Origin of the sequence: Pseudomonas sp. HS-18 (genome assembly GCF_020401845.1) — a bacterium.
GTDB classification, from domain to species: Bacteria; Pseudomonadota; Gammaproteobacteria; order Pseudomonadales; family Pseudomonadaceae; genus Pseudomonas; species Pseudomonas nitroreducens.
In genome coordinates, this window is record NZ_CP084413.1 from 4148279 (window position 1) to 4163744 (window position 15466).

The window sequence follows — 15466 nt, forward strand, 5'->3', positions numbered from 1 at the left end:
ACTTCCTCATCCCCGTCGCTGGAACCAGCGATTCAGACAGGTCGCCAACTGGCGCGCGACTTGCAGTCTGCGGTACCCTTGGTTTTTGTGTGCCATCCCATTCAAGGAACACTCATGGCCGAAACCATCAAAGTGCGCGCACTGCCACAGGCGCACTGCAAGGATTGCAGCCTGGCTCCCCTCTGCCTGCCCCTGTCGCTGAACCACAGCGACATGGACGCCCTCGATGAGATCGTCAAGCGCGGCCGCCCCCTGAAGAAAGGCGAGTTCCTGTTCCGCCAGGGCGATGCCTTCGGTTCCGTCTTCGCCGTGCGTTCCGGCGCGCTGAAAACCTTCAGCATCACCGACGGCGGCGAAGAGCAGATCACCGGCTTCCACCTGCCCAGCGAGCTGGTCGGCCTGTCCGGCATGGACACCGAGAGCTACCCGGTATCGGCCCAGGCCCTGGAAACCACCTCGGTGTGCGAAATCCCCTTCGAACGCCTGGACGAACTCTCCGAGCAGCTGCCGCAACTGCGCCGCCAGCTGCTGCGGGTGATGAGCCGGGAAATCCGCGATGACCAGCAGATGATGATGCTGCTGTCGAAGAAGACCGCCGACGAGCGCATCGCCACCTTCCTGGTGAACCTCTCCGCGCGCTTCCGCGCCCGTGGCTTCTCGGCCCAGCAGTTCCGCCTGGCCATGTCGCGCAACGAAATCGGCAACTACCTGGGCCTGGCGGTGGAAACCGTCTCCCGCGTGTTCACCCGCTTCCAGCAGAACGGCCTGATCGCCGCCGAAGGCAAGGAAGTGCACATCCTCGACTCCATCGAGCTGTGCGCACTGGCAGGTGGCCAACTGGAAAGCTGAGCTACCTGAAAGCTGACCGTCCGGTTGACTTTCCGGTCATCGAAAACGGGCTCGCCACACGGCGGGCCCGTTATACTTTGGCCTCTGCAAAAACCGCATCAGGTGCACATCCAGCATGATCCTCAACCCACTCGACCTGAAGTCCGTGATCCGTGCCGTTCCCGACTTTCCCAAGCCCGGCGTCATGTTCCGCGACATCACCCCGCTGTTCCAGTCGCCGCGAGCCCTGCGCTTCGTCGCCGACAGCTTTATCCAGCGCTACGTCGAGGCCGACTTCACCCACATCGGCGCCATGGATGCGCGCGGCTTCCTGATCGGTTCGATCATCGCCTACGAACTGAACAAGCCTCTGGTGCTGTTCCGCAAGCGCGGCAAGCTGCCGGCCGACGTACTGGCCCAGGCCTACGAGACCGAGTACGGCGAGGCCCTGCTGGAAGTCCACGCCGACAGCCTGTGCGAAGGCGACAGCGTGCTGATCTTCGATGACCTGATCGCCACCGGCGGCACCCTGCTGGCCGCCGCGCAACTGGTACGCCGCATGGGCGCCAGCGTGTTCGAGGCCGCTGCGATCATCGACCTGCCGGAACTGGGCGGTTCGACCAAGCTCAACGACGCGCAGATTTCCACCTACAGCCTGACCGCCTTCGCCCTCGACGAAGCCTGATCGGCGCTGTTTCCGAGAGCGGGCGCTACGGCGCCCGTTTTCGTTTCCGGCCTTCGCACGGGCGCCCCATCCAATGGCTGGTGATGACCGCTTTGGCCTGATTCGACCCTGCCGCGGCCGGAAATGACCTGGCGATTGTCCGACAAGACTCCGAACATGACATCAACCGATGACACATTCGAAGGTGGCATCGCGAACTAACGACAGGGCTTGCCTGGGTGCCGTACCTGCCACGCACCTCGCTCCCGCCCGCACAACAACAAGGAGTTAGTCATGAACGCCAGTACCACGCCGATCCGCGCCAACTTCCCGGTCCGCCGCATGGATTTCACCTTCAGTGAAACCCCGAAGTACTGGTGGGACGGGCAGCCCTTCATGACCCACTTCATGAACAACCTGTCTTCGCTGTTCCCCTACGGCGAGAAGTTCTTCGTCGACAGCGTGCGTGCGGTGCGCGAGCGCATCCAGGACCCGCAGCTGCAGAAGGACGTCAGCGCCTTCATCGGCCAGGAGGCCATGCACTCCAAGGAGCACGCGGCCTACAACGAATACGCCGACGAGCACGGCATCGACCTGGAAACCCTGGAACTGCGCATCAAGCTGCTGCTCGAATCGATCAGCAAGGTCACCACCAAGAAGCATCAGCTGGCGATCACCTGCGCCCTGGAACACTTCACCGCGACCATGGCCGAACAACTGCTCAAGCGCGAAGACCTGAGCGGCCAGATGAAGTCGGACAAGATGTACAAGCTGTGGATGTGGCATGCCGTCGAGGAGAATGAACACAAGGCGGTGGCCTACGATGTCTACCAGCAGGTCTACGGCGGCTACTTCACCCGCACCGCGGTGATGCTGCTGACCACGGTGATCTTCCTCAGCGTCATTGCCGGCTTCCAGGTCAACCTGCTGCGCCGCGACGGCCAGCTGTTCAACTGGCGCAGCTGGAAACACGGCCTGGGCGTGCTGCTGCACCCGCGCCGCGGCTACTTCGTCAACCTGATCCGCCCGTGGCTGGACTACTTCCGCCCCGGCTTCCACCCCTTCGACCATGACACCAAGGCGCTGGAAACCCGCTGGAAGGAAACGCTGGATTTCGCCGGCTGACCTCCCGCACCAACGAAAACGCCAGGCAATCGCCTGGCGTTTTTCATTCAACTCCATCGTGCGCAATTGCACTCTCTTGACCACCTGATTGCATTTGACTTGACCAATCATTTGCATCGGACCTGACCATTACACGCCGTGGCCATGACCGACAGAGAACGCCCCATACGATTGGAATACTGCGCTGGGTGCAACTGTTTGATCAGGCCGGAGCATTGGGGCTCGCGCTGCAGTCTGCGACCTCCGACCTCCGATCCGACCTGCGACCTGCGACCTGCGACCTGGCACAGCCAATCCACATAATCCCGGCGTTCACTAGTCGATTACTTGTGCTCCCGGGCCATCCTCTACTACGCATCCTAATCCTGCAGATGCCTGGCCAGGTGTGCCCCGCAGGGCAGTATTAATGTAGTCTCTCAGTTCCGGGAAAGACCTGCCGACCGCCACCGAGGAACCATTACCGAATATTTCCGGGCAGATTATCGGTTCTCCTAGAACTCGGATTTTCTCTCGTTTGCCTTGGCCATAAAGCCAATGTTGGGCCGCATTTAACTCAGACACGACTGTGTCGACAGTTGCGCTTTCGAGCGCATTAAGCATCTCGACTGAGTTATTGAAAAGGCGGATATCCGCTCCTGGGAAGGATGCCCGCGCGTAGCGCTCATGATTGGATCCAGCGAGCACCGCCAAGGAGCAGCGCCCCAGTTCGATACTTTCCAGATTGACACCTTCCCATCCCATCAGCGTCTCTGGGGAGTCGAAATAGGCGTCGCTGAAAAGGAACTCTTGCCGCCGCTCTTCCGTTGCCGAGAGGCTCGAAAAGATTGCAGCAACCTTACCAAGCCGCAACTGATCAAACATGTCACCCCAAGAGACTGGGACGATCTCGAATTCCAGCCTGGTCTCATAAAGCAATGAGGTGATGAACTCGTACTCAGTCCCACTCCACACACCGGCTGACAGTTTCGTGTAGGGGGGGTTGTCGGGATCGCAACCAATTCTAAACATCGACTTCCTCCACAGCTTCCTCGTACATCTGCACCTCCAATTCCCTGAGGCGAACGTAGTCTGCTTGGAGCACTTCGGCCGACTCGTGGGACAGGTAGACGATTCCCGGGCAGGTATCCATGTCGATTGTCCGTTTGATGGAGGTCCCAGACGTTGGCAGTCCCTGGTCCGCTGCGTAACTCGGTAGAGCCCTGATCGCTGACGGGAACCTAGAGTCCGATACTCGAAGGTCTCGGGGGGACACAAGCATCGCCGCCAACACCGGCTTCCGGGCTTGGTAAGGCGTATTCGAATAGCTGGCAAAGCCACTCGGGTCCGCATAGCGCAGCGCAGTGAGCGTCACATGGCTGTGGCCGAGGGCTGAAAGAACCACGGAGTCGCAGATGGATCCCTGCATACGGGCGCCCACTTCTATGAGCACGGGACCGCGTCCTTCGACAAGCATGATCTCTAAGTGGGCAGGACCGTTCTGAATCTCGAGAGCGTCAAGGACGGAGCCGGCATAACGACCGAGAACAGTGGATTCTGTGGATGCGGACTTGAGCAGCGCCTCGTAGCATCCAACTGCGCACGCCCCGGGCACTTCAAGACGAACGTCCTTCCACACCTCGGAGACGTAGTGGCTCCCCTGAAGGCTTACTGTGTTGACTATGTACTGCTCGCCAACCAATCTTTCCTGCACGATAAGCAGCGTATTGACTGTCCCCATTGCATTTGTCCTACCCAGTAGGGACGCGAAGGCCGCGCGGACTTCATTTGGCGCATGGCAAAAGGTGACTCCATCAGATCCAGCGCTGTCGAGGGGCTTCACTACGCAAGGCCATGCGCACTGCCGATCACACCATGTGATCGCCTCTGCAGCCGAATCCGTTCGCAGCGACCGAATATGCTCAACGCCGGCGTCCTTTAGGGCTGCCTGCATGAGGAACTTGTCTCGTCGGGCGCTGGACTTAGCCGTTCCGTTCGAAGGCAGCTTGAGGACTTCCGATAGCGCGTCGGCTAGGGGGACGCCCGACTCGCAGCCGGCTATCACAAACAAAGGCGAGAGCTTCCCGATGTCCTCAGCCAGCTTAGCTACATCTCCCTGGTACACGAAATTTCTGGCGAAGTCCTCCGGCACGAAAGACGGCGCGTCAAAAACCAGGATAGGGTCCCTGGACTGGACGTGGAAACATCCGACTCCGTAGGCCGAGAACTCCCTGGCGAGTTTGTTTCCGGTTGAGTACGCATCAACGATGATCCCAAGGCTATGCATGACGGGCACCAAAGAAGGAGTGATAAATCTGGGCCAGGGACAGGCCGATGACCAGTACGACGCCCACAATGGCCGGAGTAGATGGGGTGAGGGCGGAATGCGTGAACTGGAACGCGAGGACAAAGGCAGGTGCTGTGGCGAGCACAATCTCGAAAAGTACCGGCTCAATGTACTTAAGACTTCTCTGCAGGAGGAGCGTTGCGGGAATGACACCGAAAAGCGCGAGAGAGGCTCCGCTCATAAGTTCTTCAGCTGACACTGAGAAAGCTCCCCTTACAAGCGCGCCTGTGAACGCCAAGCCTGTCAGCAAGTAGAACCTCCGCGCGAGCAGTTCGGAACCAGAAACCCCCCGGTCATAACAGGCCTTCATGGACACGGTCATGAACGCATCCGAGAAAGCCGCTGCCATGGCTAGGAGGATTCCCCAAAGAACGAGGCCATTCGTCCCTTTTCCTGCATTTGAGGCGATTGTCGCCCAAGACAAGAATGCAGTGATTGCGAGTGCAGCCAAGCATACAGTGATGTCGCGGAGGGAAGCCGGCGAACTCGGGCGCAGTCGACGGTTTACGAAGTAAGTGAATATCGGACAGAGGGAGGTTGCAATCGCAGCAGCAAGGGCTGGGGGGATGAGCCAGATTGAAAGGAACAATGCCCCCCAACTTCCTGCGGTCCAGAGGTTCAGCGAGACGACTTCCTTCCATCGCAGCCGGGCTTCGCCTCCGCCTCCCCTGAAACACACCTCGAAAGTCGCTATGACAATCAAGAAGGCGACGAAAGTCAGGAAGAATACGTCTAGCTTCCGGAATGCAACGGCGCGGTATACATCCTGCCAACCGGTGAGCATGTTATGCGCGAGCAGTAGGCAAAGCCCGACTGCCAAGGAGCGGTGTTCAACGAGCATAGCCCCCTCCCTTGATGTCGATAGCAGGGTACATGGATGTTAATTTTTGAAATTTAAGAAGCTGTATCTCTGATCTCGAAAACATTAAGGGAGAGCACTATTTCCATAAAAAAGCAGCCTCGACCAAGCCGAATATCGTGACACCCAAACCACTGAAAAATCCAAGAATTCTTAGGTGGCTATTATTGGTGATGAATGGCTTTAATGTGGTACCACCCAATGCGTACAAGCATTGAATAAATAAGCTCCCCGAAAACAAACAAAGACACGATATCACGAGGGAAGCTATTGTGCGTCCGTCAACTTGAGTTGCAAATGCTGAAATAGCCAGAATAGTTAATGGATTTGAAATCGTTAGTATGAACGTAGCTGTAAAGCCAATATTTTTTGACGGGACGCCACTATCAGTCTTGGCCTTGAACTCGCCACATATCATGTGCAGTCCAAATAGAATTAAAATTAGCGCGGAAGCTGCGCTCAGGAACCTTTGATGACTGGATAGAAATCCCACTACTAAGCTTGCGCTGGCAAACGCAATCACGCTAAAGAAAAGATCTCCAATCGCCGCCCCAAACGCACTTTTTATGGCAACGACTCTGCCATGCTGAATGCCGTTTCGGATGATTATTAATGCGATAGGCCCTACGGCAATAGAAAGTGTAATGCCAAAGAGAAAGGCCTTGAGGGCACTTGCTGGCAGCACGTCAGAGCGTCCGTTCAGTGAAGTTCTTCTTCTTTGTTCGGCAGTGGGGGCATTTAAAATCTTCAGGAAGGTCTTCCCACTGTGTCCCTGGAACTACCCCTTCCGTCTCCTCACCTTGTTCCTCCGAGTAGACGTAATGGCAGAAATTGCACTCATATTCCTTGCTAGCCATGATGACTCTCCATTTAAAGGGCGCGGGCAACGCCTGCGCCCTTGGCGGGGTCACTGAATACTGTGACCCAGCTTACGATTCAAGGCAGCGAACATGCGTTCGAAGCCATCCATGAATGCCATGGCGCCCCGTAATGCCTGCTTGCCGATGCGCTCGTCACGGTTCAGGAACGACACCAAGACGTCTCGCCCAGTGGATACATGCATCGGTTCAACTTCGCAGTGTACGGCGAAGAAGGCCAGAACCGGGTCATCCTCGTCTTTCAGATCATATTCCTTGGCGTACTTCTGGAAGCCGGCCAAGAAATATTGGAACTCACGGGACGATGTCATCTCGGATGCGAGATGGAATCCCAGGGCCTCACCGAGTTGATCAGAACGATAGAGACGATGTGTTGCATCGCCCATGGCGACCCCTTCCGGCAAGACAAAAGCTGGATTGTGCAGGTCTTGATGACTCAGCCCAAGATGTTCGGTCAGTTCCCGGAACATTTGGTGATGAGTAGGCAGCATGTGTCGCTGATGCTGGTGTAGTCCGAACTCGTCAACAGATGCGTAGAGCACGTATGCAGCTTTTGCAGTTGCGTTCCACGTGTCTTCGGCCAGCAGTTCGTCAGTAATGCGAGCGGCCAGCGCGATGATGCCAGAGGGAACGTCTTTGAAAAATGCCCAAAGGGTCCCGAAGAAAGTTGCCAAGCCTTCATGATCAAGCGGTCGACTGGCCAGAATTTGGCCAAAACGATCAAGCTCTTTGATGGCATTATGACGAACTACCGCCGATGCAATTTCGGTGTAAATAATATCGCTTTGACCGTGGTCTCGTGCGACTTCATTTTCACGAAGAGTGAACGCCTGTTGAATATCCAAAGTTATCACCTCAATCAATGTATTGAAATTGCGGCCAATCTTGAATGACGTGGACGCATCTTGAGATACCTTCTCCCTGGCCATCCAGACAATTCCGACCCAACTACATGCCGCAGAATGTTTCTATATCCCCCTTCAATGCCTGTCAACATGGTGTCAACTTGATACCAAGGATCAGCGAACAACTCTCTAAATCGGATTACAGAACCGTCCCACAATAGAGCTCTATAAACAACCAAGAAAACAAGAACCATCTGACAATCCAAGCACCGCCACCAGTACAACTTAGGTGTGAGGCCACATATCGGCTCCAATCATTTGAACGGCCCATAATAGTCACCGGAAATTTGCTGCTTAGCGACTCCTCAAACGGAAAATTCGAGCATCTAACCGACAATGCCGGTGCCGAATTGGTATCCGCGACTTAATTATCCAAGCTCTCGGGCAGTAGCTTGGTTTGGCCTAGACTTTCACCCTGGATGAACTCCTCATGGACAGCCTTTGCAATGACCGCCGCCGGCAGGACAGCAACAGGACTGGCCCTGTTTTTTTTCAGAGGCTTGAGCGCTCTCAACAGACCATGTTTTCAAAGGTTCTGAGCAAATCCGGTGCAATCAGTGGTCAGAACAAATGCAAACGGATGATCAAGTGCAATGCAATTCCGCACATCGCACCAAATGACGGTTTCTGTAGGAGCGAGCTTGCTCGCGAACGGACGCTGCTCCGGTGCCGAGAGGTTCGCGAGCAAGCTCGCTCCTACAAAAGCATGACCGGGCGTCAGCCCTCCTGGCGCCTCGGCAGATCATCCACCGTGTCGAACCACGACAGCTGCGATGAGCACCAGATATGGCACTGCGGCTCGATCAGCTTCGGCTCGTCCAGGGTCACGCTGTTCAGCCCCACCGTCTCGCCATCGCGCACGCGGAACTCCATGGGCGTGCCGCACTTCACGCAGAAGCGCCGTTCGCCGTCCGGGCTTGAGCGCCACATCCCCAGCTCGCCGGCAATATAGGCGAAGCCCGTCAGCGGAATTACCGCCCACGGTACCGCCGGCGCGGCACTGGACTTCTGGCAGATGCGGCAATGGCAGTAACCGCTCTCTTCCGGCTCGGCATCCACCCGATAGCGCACCGCGCCGCAGGCGCAGCCACCGAACAGGGGCAAGGGCAACATGCTGAAGCTCCCGCTATGACCCTAGAAGACTCACAGCCTAGCCAGCATGCCGAAGGTCTGCAGCACCGCGACGCCAGTGAAGAGCAACAGGATTTGTCGCTCGGCCAGAGCGCAGACTTCCCCGCGCTGCTCCGGCGGGCGCTCCAGGTAATCCAGTGACTGCTGGAACAACTGCCGGCTGATCAGCCGCGACAGCTGGTTCAGCTCGTTTTCGTCGATATCCGGCAGCAGGTGGAAGTGGCGGATGTCCTCGGCCATGTCTTCGCCGAACTCGTCCATCACCTTCGCCAAGGCCTCGCGCAGGACCGGCGACGGCCCGTGCAACTCGCGCACGCCGATGATGAAAGCCTGCGGGTTACCTTCCACGAAGTCGAAGAACAGCCGCACCGTCTCCCGGGTCACGCGCTGGCCGCGTTCAAAGTCCAGGCCGAACGGCACGCTGGCCGCGCCTGCCCCCGGCAGGGCGCGTTCGGCTGCCTCGCGGCGCAGGTCGCGCAACGGCTGGCGCAACTGGGTGGCGATATCACGGATGATCGCCAGGCCCAGGTCATCCACGTCACCGAAGTGCCGGTAGAAGGTGTTCGGGTTCAGTCCTGCTTCCCGCGCCAGCTCCCGCAACCCCAGGCTGCTCAGGCTGCGTCGACTGGCCGCCAGGCGCAGTGCGGCATCGATGAGCGCTCGCTTACCCGCCGCTTCCGCCGGCCGTTCTTCCTGTCCGATTTCCATGAGTTTCGTGCCCGACCCCACCGAAGGTTGGTTGTTACGATGGTATACAGATGTCTACATTCCTATCGCGTAGACAGTTGTATACGCCAGCAATAATCATAACAGGAGCGTGGCCATGAGTACGGTTGTGAGAACCCAACCAAAGACTGCCCCCCGACACTGCAAGGTCGCCATCATCGGTACCGGGTTTTCCGGCCTGGGCATGGCGATCCGCCTGAAGCAGGAAGGCGAGCACGATTTCCTGCTGTTCGAAAAGGACGCCGGTGTCGGCGGCACCTGGCGGGTCAACAACTACCCGGGCTGCGCCTGTGACGTGCAGTCCCACGTGTACTCCTTCTCCTTCGAGCCGAACCCGGACTGGACGCGCATGTTCGCCCGCCAGCCGGAGATCCGCGCCTACCTGGAGAACTGCTGGAAGAAATACCGGCTGGAAGACAAGACGCTGTTCAACACCGAGATGGCGCGCTTCGAGTGGAACGACGAGCAGCAGCTCTGGCACCTGTTCGACGCTGCCGGCAACCACTACACCGCCAAGGCCGTGGTGTCGGGCATGGGCGCCCTGTCGATTCCCTCCATCCCGGCACTCAAGGGACTGGAGAACTTCCAGGGCAAGGCCTTCCACTCGCAGCAGTGGGACCATGACTATGACCTCAAGGGCAAGCGCGTGGCGGTGATCGGCACCGGCGCCTCGGCCATCCAGTTCGTCCCGGAAATCCAGCCGCTGGTGGCCAAGCTCGACCTTTACCAGCGCACCGCACCGTGGATCCTGCCCAAGCCGGACCGTGCCATCAGCGAGAAGGAGCGCGCGCGCTTCCGTCACTTCCCGGCGGTACAGAAGCTCTGGCGCGGCGCCCTCTACAGCATGCTAGAAGGCCGTGTGCTGGGCTTCACCTTCGCGCCCTGGGCGATGAAACTGGTGGGCAGGCTGGCCGAGCGCTTCATCCGCCAGCAGGTCAAGGACCCGGACCTGCGCCGCAAGCTGACCCCGGACTACACCATCGGCTGCAAGCGCGTGCTCATGTCGCACAACTACTACCCGGCACTGGCCGCCTCCAACGCCTCGGTGATCGTCGACGGCATCCGCGAGATCAAGGCCGGCAGCATCATCACCGCCGACGGTCGCGAGCGGCAGGCGGACGCCATCATCTTCGGTACCGGCTTCACCGCCAACGATCCGATCCCGCGTGGCGTGGTATTCGGCAAGGACGGCGTGGACCTGCTCGATACCTGGCAGAACGGCCCGGAAGCCTACAAGGGCACCATGACCCGCGGCTTCCCCAACCTGTTCTTCCTCATGGGCCCGAACACCGGTCTGGGCCACAACTCCATGGTCTACATGATCGAGTCGCAGATCACCTACGTGCTGGGCGCCATCAAGCTGATGGACCGCCGCGAGCTGCAGAGCGTGGAGGTCAAGAGCGACGTCCAGGACCAGTGGAACGCCAAGCTGCAGCGCGGCCTCAACCACAGCGTGTGGAACACCGGCGGCTGCAAGAGCTGGTACCTGCACCCGGTGAGCGGGCGCAACTGCACCCTGTGGCCGGGCTTCACCTGGCGCTTCCGCGCGCTGACCAGCCAATTCGATCCCAGCGCCTATCATTTGAAGTCCAAGCCGCTGCCCAGCCCTGTCGTCCAACCCCAACGCCACACAGAAGAGGTGCCGGCATGAAGAACTTCGAGAACAAGGTTGCCGCGATCACCGGCGCGGGTTCGGGCATCGGTCGCGCCCTGGCCATCGAACTGGCCTCCCGCGGCTGCCACCTGGCTCTGGCGGACGTGAATGCCGCAGGCCTCGAGGAAACCCGCCAGTTGCTCTCCTCCACCGGCGTGCGCGTGTCCATCGACACCGTGAACGTCGCCGACCGCGAGCAGGTGCATGCCTGGGCCGACAAGGCCGCCCGCGAGCACGGCAAGGTCAACCTGGTGTTCAACAACGCCGGCGTCGCCCACGCCGGCACCGTGGAAGCCAGCGACTATGAAGAGTATGAGTGGATCACCAACATCAACTTCTGGGGCGTGATCTACGGCACCAAGGCCTTCCTGCCACACCTGAAGGCATCCGGAGACGGCCACATCGTCAACGTTTCCAGCGTGTTCGGGCTGTTCTCCCAGCCGGGTATGAGCGCCTACAACGCCACCAAGTTCGCCGTACGCGGTTTCACCGAATCACTGCGCCAGGAGCTGGACATGGAACGCGCAGGTGTTTCGGCCAGCTGTGTTCACCCCGGCGGCATCAAGACCAATATCGCCAAGACCGCGCGGATGAACGACAGCATGGTCAAGGTCACCGGGCAGAACGCGGAAGCTGCGCGTACCCAGTTCAACGACCAGTTGCTGCGCACTACGCCACAGAAAGCTGCGCAGGTGATCATTCGCGGCGTGGAGCGTGATTCGCGGCGCATCCTGATCGGCCCGGACGCCCACGCCATCGACGTGATGTTGCGCCTGCTGCCGGTCTGGTATCAGAAGGTGGTCACCGGCAGCATGAAGCTGGCCAAGCGCTTCGCTCCGAAACCCAAGCGCAAGTCAGCCGCCGAGGGTTACGAGGCCAAGTAAGGCTCTGCCGCAACGAATCCCTTTTCCCTGTCGGACCGGCGCCCATCCCCCTTACCCCCGGATGGGCGCCGTTTTTTTCAATTGTCGAGTCGGGCTGTCATCCGCTAACCGCTGTTTATACTGGCTAGCCGCTGCCAGGCAATAACACCAGGGATGACGACCATGAGCCAGACACTGCCCACCTTCCGCTACCACCCCGAACCGCTTTCCACCGGCAGCGTGGTGGCCTCGGCAGAAACCTGCCGGTGTTGCGGACAAAAGCGCGGCTACGTCTACACCGCCTCGGTGTACACGCGACACGACCTGCCGGAAAACTGCCTGTGTCCCTGGTGCATCGCCGACGGCAGCGCTGCAGAGCGTTTCGAGGCCAGTTTCGCCGATGACTACCCACTGTTGGACGCCGGAGTACCCGATGCCGTGGTGCGCGAAGTCTGCGAACGCACACCGGGGTTCGCCTCCTGGCAGCAAGAGCATTGGCTGAACTGCTGCGGCGACGCCTGCGCCTTCCACGGCGACGCCAGGCGGGAGGACATCATCGCCCTCGGCGCCGCCGAGCTGGCCGGGCACTTCGCCGACTTCGGCTGGCCGGAAAAAACCTGGCTACAGGTGATCGAGCACTACGAGCCAGCGGGCAACCCGGCGATCTATCACTTCCGCTGCCTGCATTGCGGCAAGACGCGCTACGGGATGGACTTCACCTGAACCCCAGGGCATCTCAAAGCCCCATCTGCTTGGCGATGATCTCGTTCATGATCTCCCGCGTGCCGCCACCGATGGAGAGGATGCGGTTGTCGCGGTACAGCCGCTCCACCAGGCTCTCGCGCATGTAGCCCATGCCGCCCAGCACCTGCACCGCGTCGTAGGTCACCCGGTCGGCGATGTCGGTGGCGAAGTTCTTGGCCATGGAGATTTCCTTGATTACGCTCTTGCCCACCGCCATCTTCGCCGCCTGCCGATAGGTGAACTCTCGGGACACTTCGACCTGAGTGGCCATTTCCGCCAAGCGATGCTTGAGCACCTGGAACTTGCCGATCGGCTTGCCGAACGCCTCGCGCTCGCGGCACCACGCCAGTGCTTCGTCCAGGGCGAGTTGCGCAGTCATGTTGGCCATGATCGCCAGCGCCAGGCGCTCGCTCTGGAAGTTCGCCATGATGCAGGCGAAGCCCATGTTCTCGGCGCCTATCAGGTTTTCCGCCGGCACCTTGCAGTCGTCGAAGAACAGTTCGGCGGTGTCCGATGCCCACCAACCCATTTTCTTCAGCTTGCGGCTGACCGTGAAGCCGGGAGCGCCCTTCTCCACCAGCAGCAGGCTGACGCCACCAAAGCCGTCGCCGCCAGTGCGGACGGCCACGGTGTAGTAGTCGGCACGCACGCCGCTGGTGATGAAGGTCTTGCTGCCGCTCACGCGGTAGTGGTCGCCATCACGCACGGCGCGGGTCTTCAGGCTGGCCACGTCGGAGCCGCCGGACGGCTCGGTGACCGCCAGCGCCATGATCTTCTCGCCGGCCAGCACCTGCGGCGCGATGCGTTCACGCAGCTCCGGGCGGCCCCACTTGATCAAGGGCGGCAGGCCGATATCCAGCGAGCCCAGCCCCGCCACCAGCCCACCGGAGCCGCAGCGCATCAGCTCTTCGCTGGCTGCCACCTTGGCAAACAGATCGCCCTCGTGGCTGCCGCCAAGCGCTTCCGGATAACCAATGCCAAGGATGCCCGCCTCGCCGGCCTTGCGGTACAGCTCGCGTGGAAACTCCTCGGCCTCCTCCCAGTCAGCGACATGGGGCAGGATTTCCCGCTCGACGAAGCGCCGTACGCTGTCGCGGACCAGGCGGTGGCTGTCATCGAAGTACTCGGTGAACACGGACATGGCAAGGCTCCAGACGGTTTGCGTGAAACTTACCTAGCGCTTGCTTGGTTTACAAGGCGAGACACCCGCCATCGGCTAGGACAGATACGCCGTCCCGAATCGCTCGCGGTAAATCGATGGTGCCACCCCGGCCGCGCCACGAAAGGCGTTGCGGAAGCTCTCCACGGTGCCGAAGCCGCATTGCTCGGCGATTCGCTCAACGCTGTCGGTGCAGCCTTCCAGCAGTTCACGGGCTCGCGCCATACGCTCGTGCTGCAACCACGCCTTGGGCGTCATACCGGTGGCTTCGCTGAAGCGGCGCAGGAAAGTGCGCTCGCTCATCGCCACGCGGCTGGCCAGTTCGCCCACCGAGATGGATCGGTCCAGACGCTGGCGGGCCCAATCCAGCAGCCCGGCGAGATCGTGGCGGGGCGCCTGGGCCACGGGCGCGGGGATGAACTGCGCCTGGCCGCCAGCGCGTTGCGGCGACATGACCAGCCGGCGAGCCACGTTATTGGCCACCTGTACGCCGAAATCCCGCGCCACCAGATGCAGGCAGGCATCGATGCCCGCTGCACTGCCAGCGGAGGTAATCACCTGTCCGGCATCGACATAGAGCACTTGCGCATCCACTTCGATGCCAGGGAAGCGTTCGGCCAGCTCCTCGGCATAGCGCCAGTGCGTGGTGGCACGCTGGCCGTCGAGCAAACCGGTGGCTGCCAGGACGAAGACGCCCGAGCAGATCGACAGCAGCCGTGCGCCCTGGTCGTGGGCCTTGCGCAGCGCCTGTACCAGCTCGGCGGACGGCGCCTCGGCGCGGTCCCGCCAGCCCGGCACGATGATAGTGCCAGCCGTTTCGAGCGCCTCCAGCCCGCCATCGGCCAGCACGTGGATGCCGCCCATGGCGCGCATCGGTCCGGCGTCGACGGCAACGATGCGGTGGCGGTACCAGGCAAAGTCGAATTCCGGGCGCGGCAGGCCGAAGATCTCAACGGCGATGCCGAATTCGAAGGTGCACAGGCCGTCGTAAGCGAGAACGGCCACTGCGAGGGGATCACGCTGCATTTGGCGGAAAACTTCCGATCACTGTCCAGGCCGCCACTTTAGCCGGCTTTCGCGGCTGCATACAGTGGTCCCATCTTCCCCAGGAGCCTTGTCATGCCCAGCCTTGTCAGCCAATTCCCCGCCGCCCTGCCCGCCGACGCCCTTGTCCATTTCAGCCATCGGCTGGCCTTCGAGACCGACTGCTCGGACGTGAACGACGCCCTGCAGAATGGCGAGCAGGATTTCGTCCTGCTCGATGTGCGCAACGCCGCTGCCTTCGCCCGTGGCCATGTACCCGGCGCGCTGAACCTGCCAACACGGGAGATCGACGCGCGACGCATGGCGCAGTTTCCGGCGGGTACCCTGTTCGTCGTCTACTGCGCAGGCCCGCACTGCAACGGCGTGCACCGCGCTGCCGCCAAGCTCGCAGCGCTGGGCCTGCCGGTGAAGGAGATGATCGGTGGCGTGACTGGCTGGCTGGACGAGGGGCTGGCGCTGGTTGGCGCAGTGGAAGAATCGCGGCGTGCCGACAGTCAAGGCATCAGCTGCGCCTGCTGACCCCGAATGCAACAAGGCCGGAATCTCTCCGGCCTTGTTCGAAT

Annotated in this window: 16 protein-coding genes and 1 pseudogene; 7 read left to right on the forward strand and 10 right to left on the reverse strand. The window is 60.4% G+C overall.

What is annotated here, in order from left to right; all coding sequences use genetic code 11:
* Positions 1–114 precede the first annotated feature (114 nt).
* The 3 genes from anr (at position 115) to LDJ84_RS19195 (ending at position 2617) form a co-directional block, all read left to right on the forward strand.
* Positions 115–849 (forward strand): transcriptional regulator Anr, encoded by a 735-nt coding sequence (gene anr / locus LDJ84_RS19185; RefSeq protein ID WP_024763934.1) that lies wholly within the window; start codon positions 115–117, stop codon positions 847–849.
* A gap of 115 nt (positions 850–964) precedes the next feature.
* The gene (locus LDJ84_RS19190; protein WP_024763933.1) at positions 965–1513 is read left to right on the forward strand and encodes an adenine phosphoribosyltransferase; all 549 of its coding nucleotides are present in this window, start codon (positions 965–967) and stop codon (positions 1511–1513) included.
* A gap of 273 nt (positions 1514–1786) precedes the next feature.
* The gene (locus tag LDJ84_RS19195) at positions 1787–2617 is read left to right on the forward strand and encodes a metal-dependent hydrolase (RefSeq protein ID WP_226045267.1); all 831 of its coding nucleotides are present in this window, start codon (positions 1787–1789) and stop codon (positions 2615–2617) included.
* Positions 2618–2932: 315 nt separating this feature from the next.
* On the opposite strand, the gene LDJ84_RS19200 is transcribed toward LDJ84_RS19195, so the two are convergent.
* The 8 genes from LDJ84_RS19200 to LDJ84_RS19235 form a co-directional block, all read right to left on the reverse strand.
* Positions 2933–3625: a substrate-binding periplasmic protein gene (locus tag LDJ84_RS19200; RefSeq protein ID WP_226045268.1), complete on the reverse strand. Its 693-nt coding sequence runs from the start codon at positions 3623–3625 to the stop codon at positions 2933–2935.
* On the reverse strand, positions 3618–4880 hold the full coding sequence (locus tag LDJ84_RS19205) for an ATP-grasp domain-containing protein (protein ID WP_226045269.1): 1263 nt from the start codon (positions 4878–4880) through the stop codon (positions 3618–3620). Before LDJ84_RS19205 ends, LDJ84_RS19200 begins: the two co-directional genes overlap by 8 nt.
* Entirely contained in the window at positions 4873–5781 is a 909-nt protein-coding gene (locus LDJ84_RS19210) for a hypothetical protein (protein WP_226045270.1), read from the reverse strand. Before LDJ84_RS19210 ends, LDJ84_RS19205 begins: the two co-directional genes overlap by 8 nt.
* 97 nt (positions 5782–5878) lie before the next feature.
* On the reverse strand, positions 5879–6484 hold the full coding sequence (locus LDJ84_RS19215; RefSeq protein WP_226045271.1) for a LysE family translocator: 606 nt from the start codon (positions 6482–6484) through the stop codon (positions 5879–5881).
* A 1-nt stretch (position 6485) separates the two neighbouring features.
* A complete protein-coding gene (locus LDJ84_RS19220; RefSeq protein WP_192294950.1) occupies positions 6486–6656 on the reverse strand; it encodes a rubredoxin in 171 nt (56 codons plus the stop codon).
* Between the two features lie 50 nt (positions 6657–6706).
* Positions 6707–7606, reverse strand: coding sequence for an iron-containing redox enzyme family protein (locus LDJ84_RS19225; protein WP_226045272.1), 900 nt, complete (start codon positions 7604–7606; stop codon positions 6707–6709).
* 693 nt (positions 7607–8299) lie between these two features.
* Positions 8300–8695, reverse strand: a complete 396-nt coding sequence (locus LDJ84_RS19230; protein WP_226045273.1) for a GFA family protein — start codon at positions 8693–8695, stop codon at positions 8300–8302.
* A 30-nt stretch (positions 8696–8725) separates the two neighbouring features.
* The gene (locus LDJ84_RS19235) at positions 8726–9421 is read right to left on the reverse strand and encodes a TetR family transcriptional regulator (protein ID WP_226045274.1); all 696 of its coding nucleotides are present in this window, start codon (positions 9419–9421) and stop codon (positions 8726–8728) included.
* 77 nt (positions 9422–9498) lie between these two features.
* Here LDJ84_RS19235 and LDJ84_RS19240 point away from each other — a divergent pair.
* From LDJ84_RS19240 to LDJ84_RS19250, 3 genes and pseudogenes are all read left to right on the forward strand, one after another.
* A pseudogene (locus LDJ84_RS19240) lies at positions 9499–11090 on the forward strand (flavin-containing monooxygenase).
* Positions 11087–11977, forward strand: coding sequence for an SDR family NAD(P)-dependent oxidoreductase (locus LDJ84_RS19245; protein WP_226045276.1), 891 nt, complete (start codon positions 11087–11089; stop codon positions 11975–11977). Before LDJ84_RS19240 ends, LDJ84_RS19245 begins: the two are co-directional and overlap by 4 nt.
* Before the next feature lie 162 nt (positions 11978–12139).
* A complete protein-coding gene (locus LDJ84_RS19250) occupies positions 12140–12679 on the forward strand; it encodes a CbrC family protein (protein ID WP_024763922.1) in 540 nt (179 codons plus the stop codon).
* A 13-nt stretch (positions 12680–12692) separates the two neighbouring features.
* Here LDJ84_RS19250 and LDJ84_RS19255 read toward each other — a convergent pair whose 3' ends face one another.
* Together LDJ84_RS19255 and ftrA are read right to left on the reverse strand one after the other, a co-directional pair.
* On the reverse strand, positions 12693–13841 hold the full coding sequence (locus LDJ84_RS19255) for an acyl-CoA dehydrogenase family protein (RefSeq protein ID WP_024763921.1): 1149 nt from the start codon (positions 13839–13841) through the stop codon (positions 12693–12695).
* Between the two features lie 75 nt (positions 13842–13916).
* A complete protein-coding gene (gene ftrA / locus LDJ84_RS19260) occupies positions 13917–14885 on the reverse strand; it encodes a transcriptional regulator FtrA (protein ID WP_226045277.1) in 969 nt (322 codons plus the stop codon).
* A 93-nt stretch (positions 14886–14978) separates the two neighbouring features.
* Between ftrA and LDJ84_RS19265 the strand changes: the two genes are divergently transcribed.
* Positions 14979–15422 carry a rhodanese-like domain-containing protein gene (locus LDJ84_RS19265; RefSeq protein ID WP_084357313.1) on the forward strand — a complete coding sequence of 148 codons (444 nt, stop codon included), beginning with the start codon at positions 14979–14981 and terminating at the stop codon, positions 15420–15422.
* Positions 15423–15466: the final 44 nt, after the last annotated feature.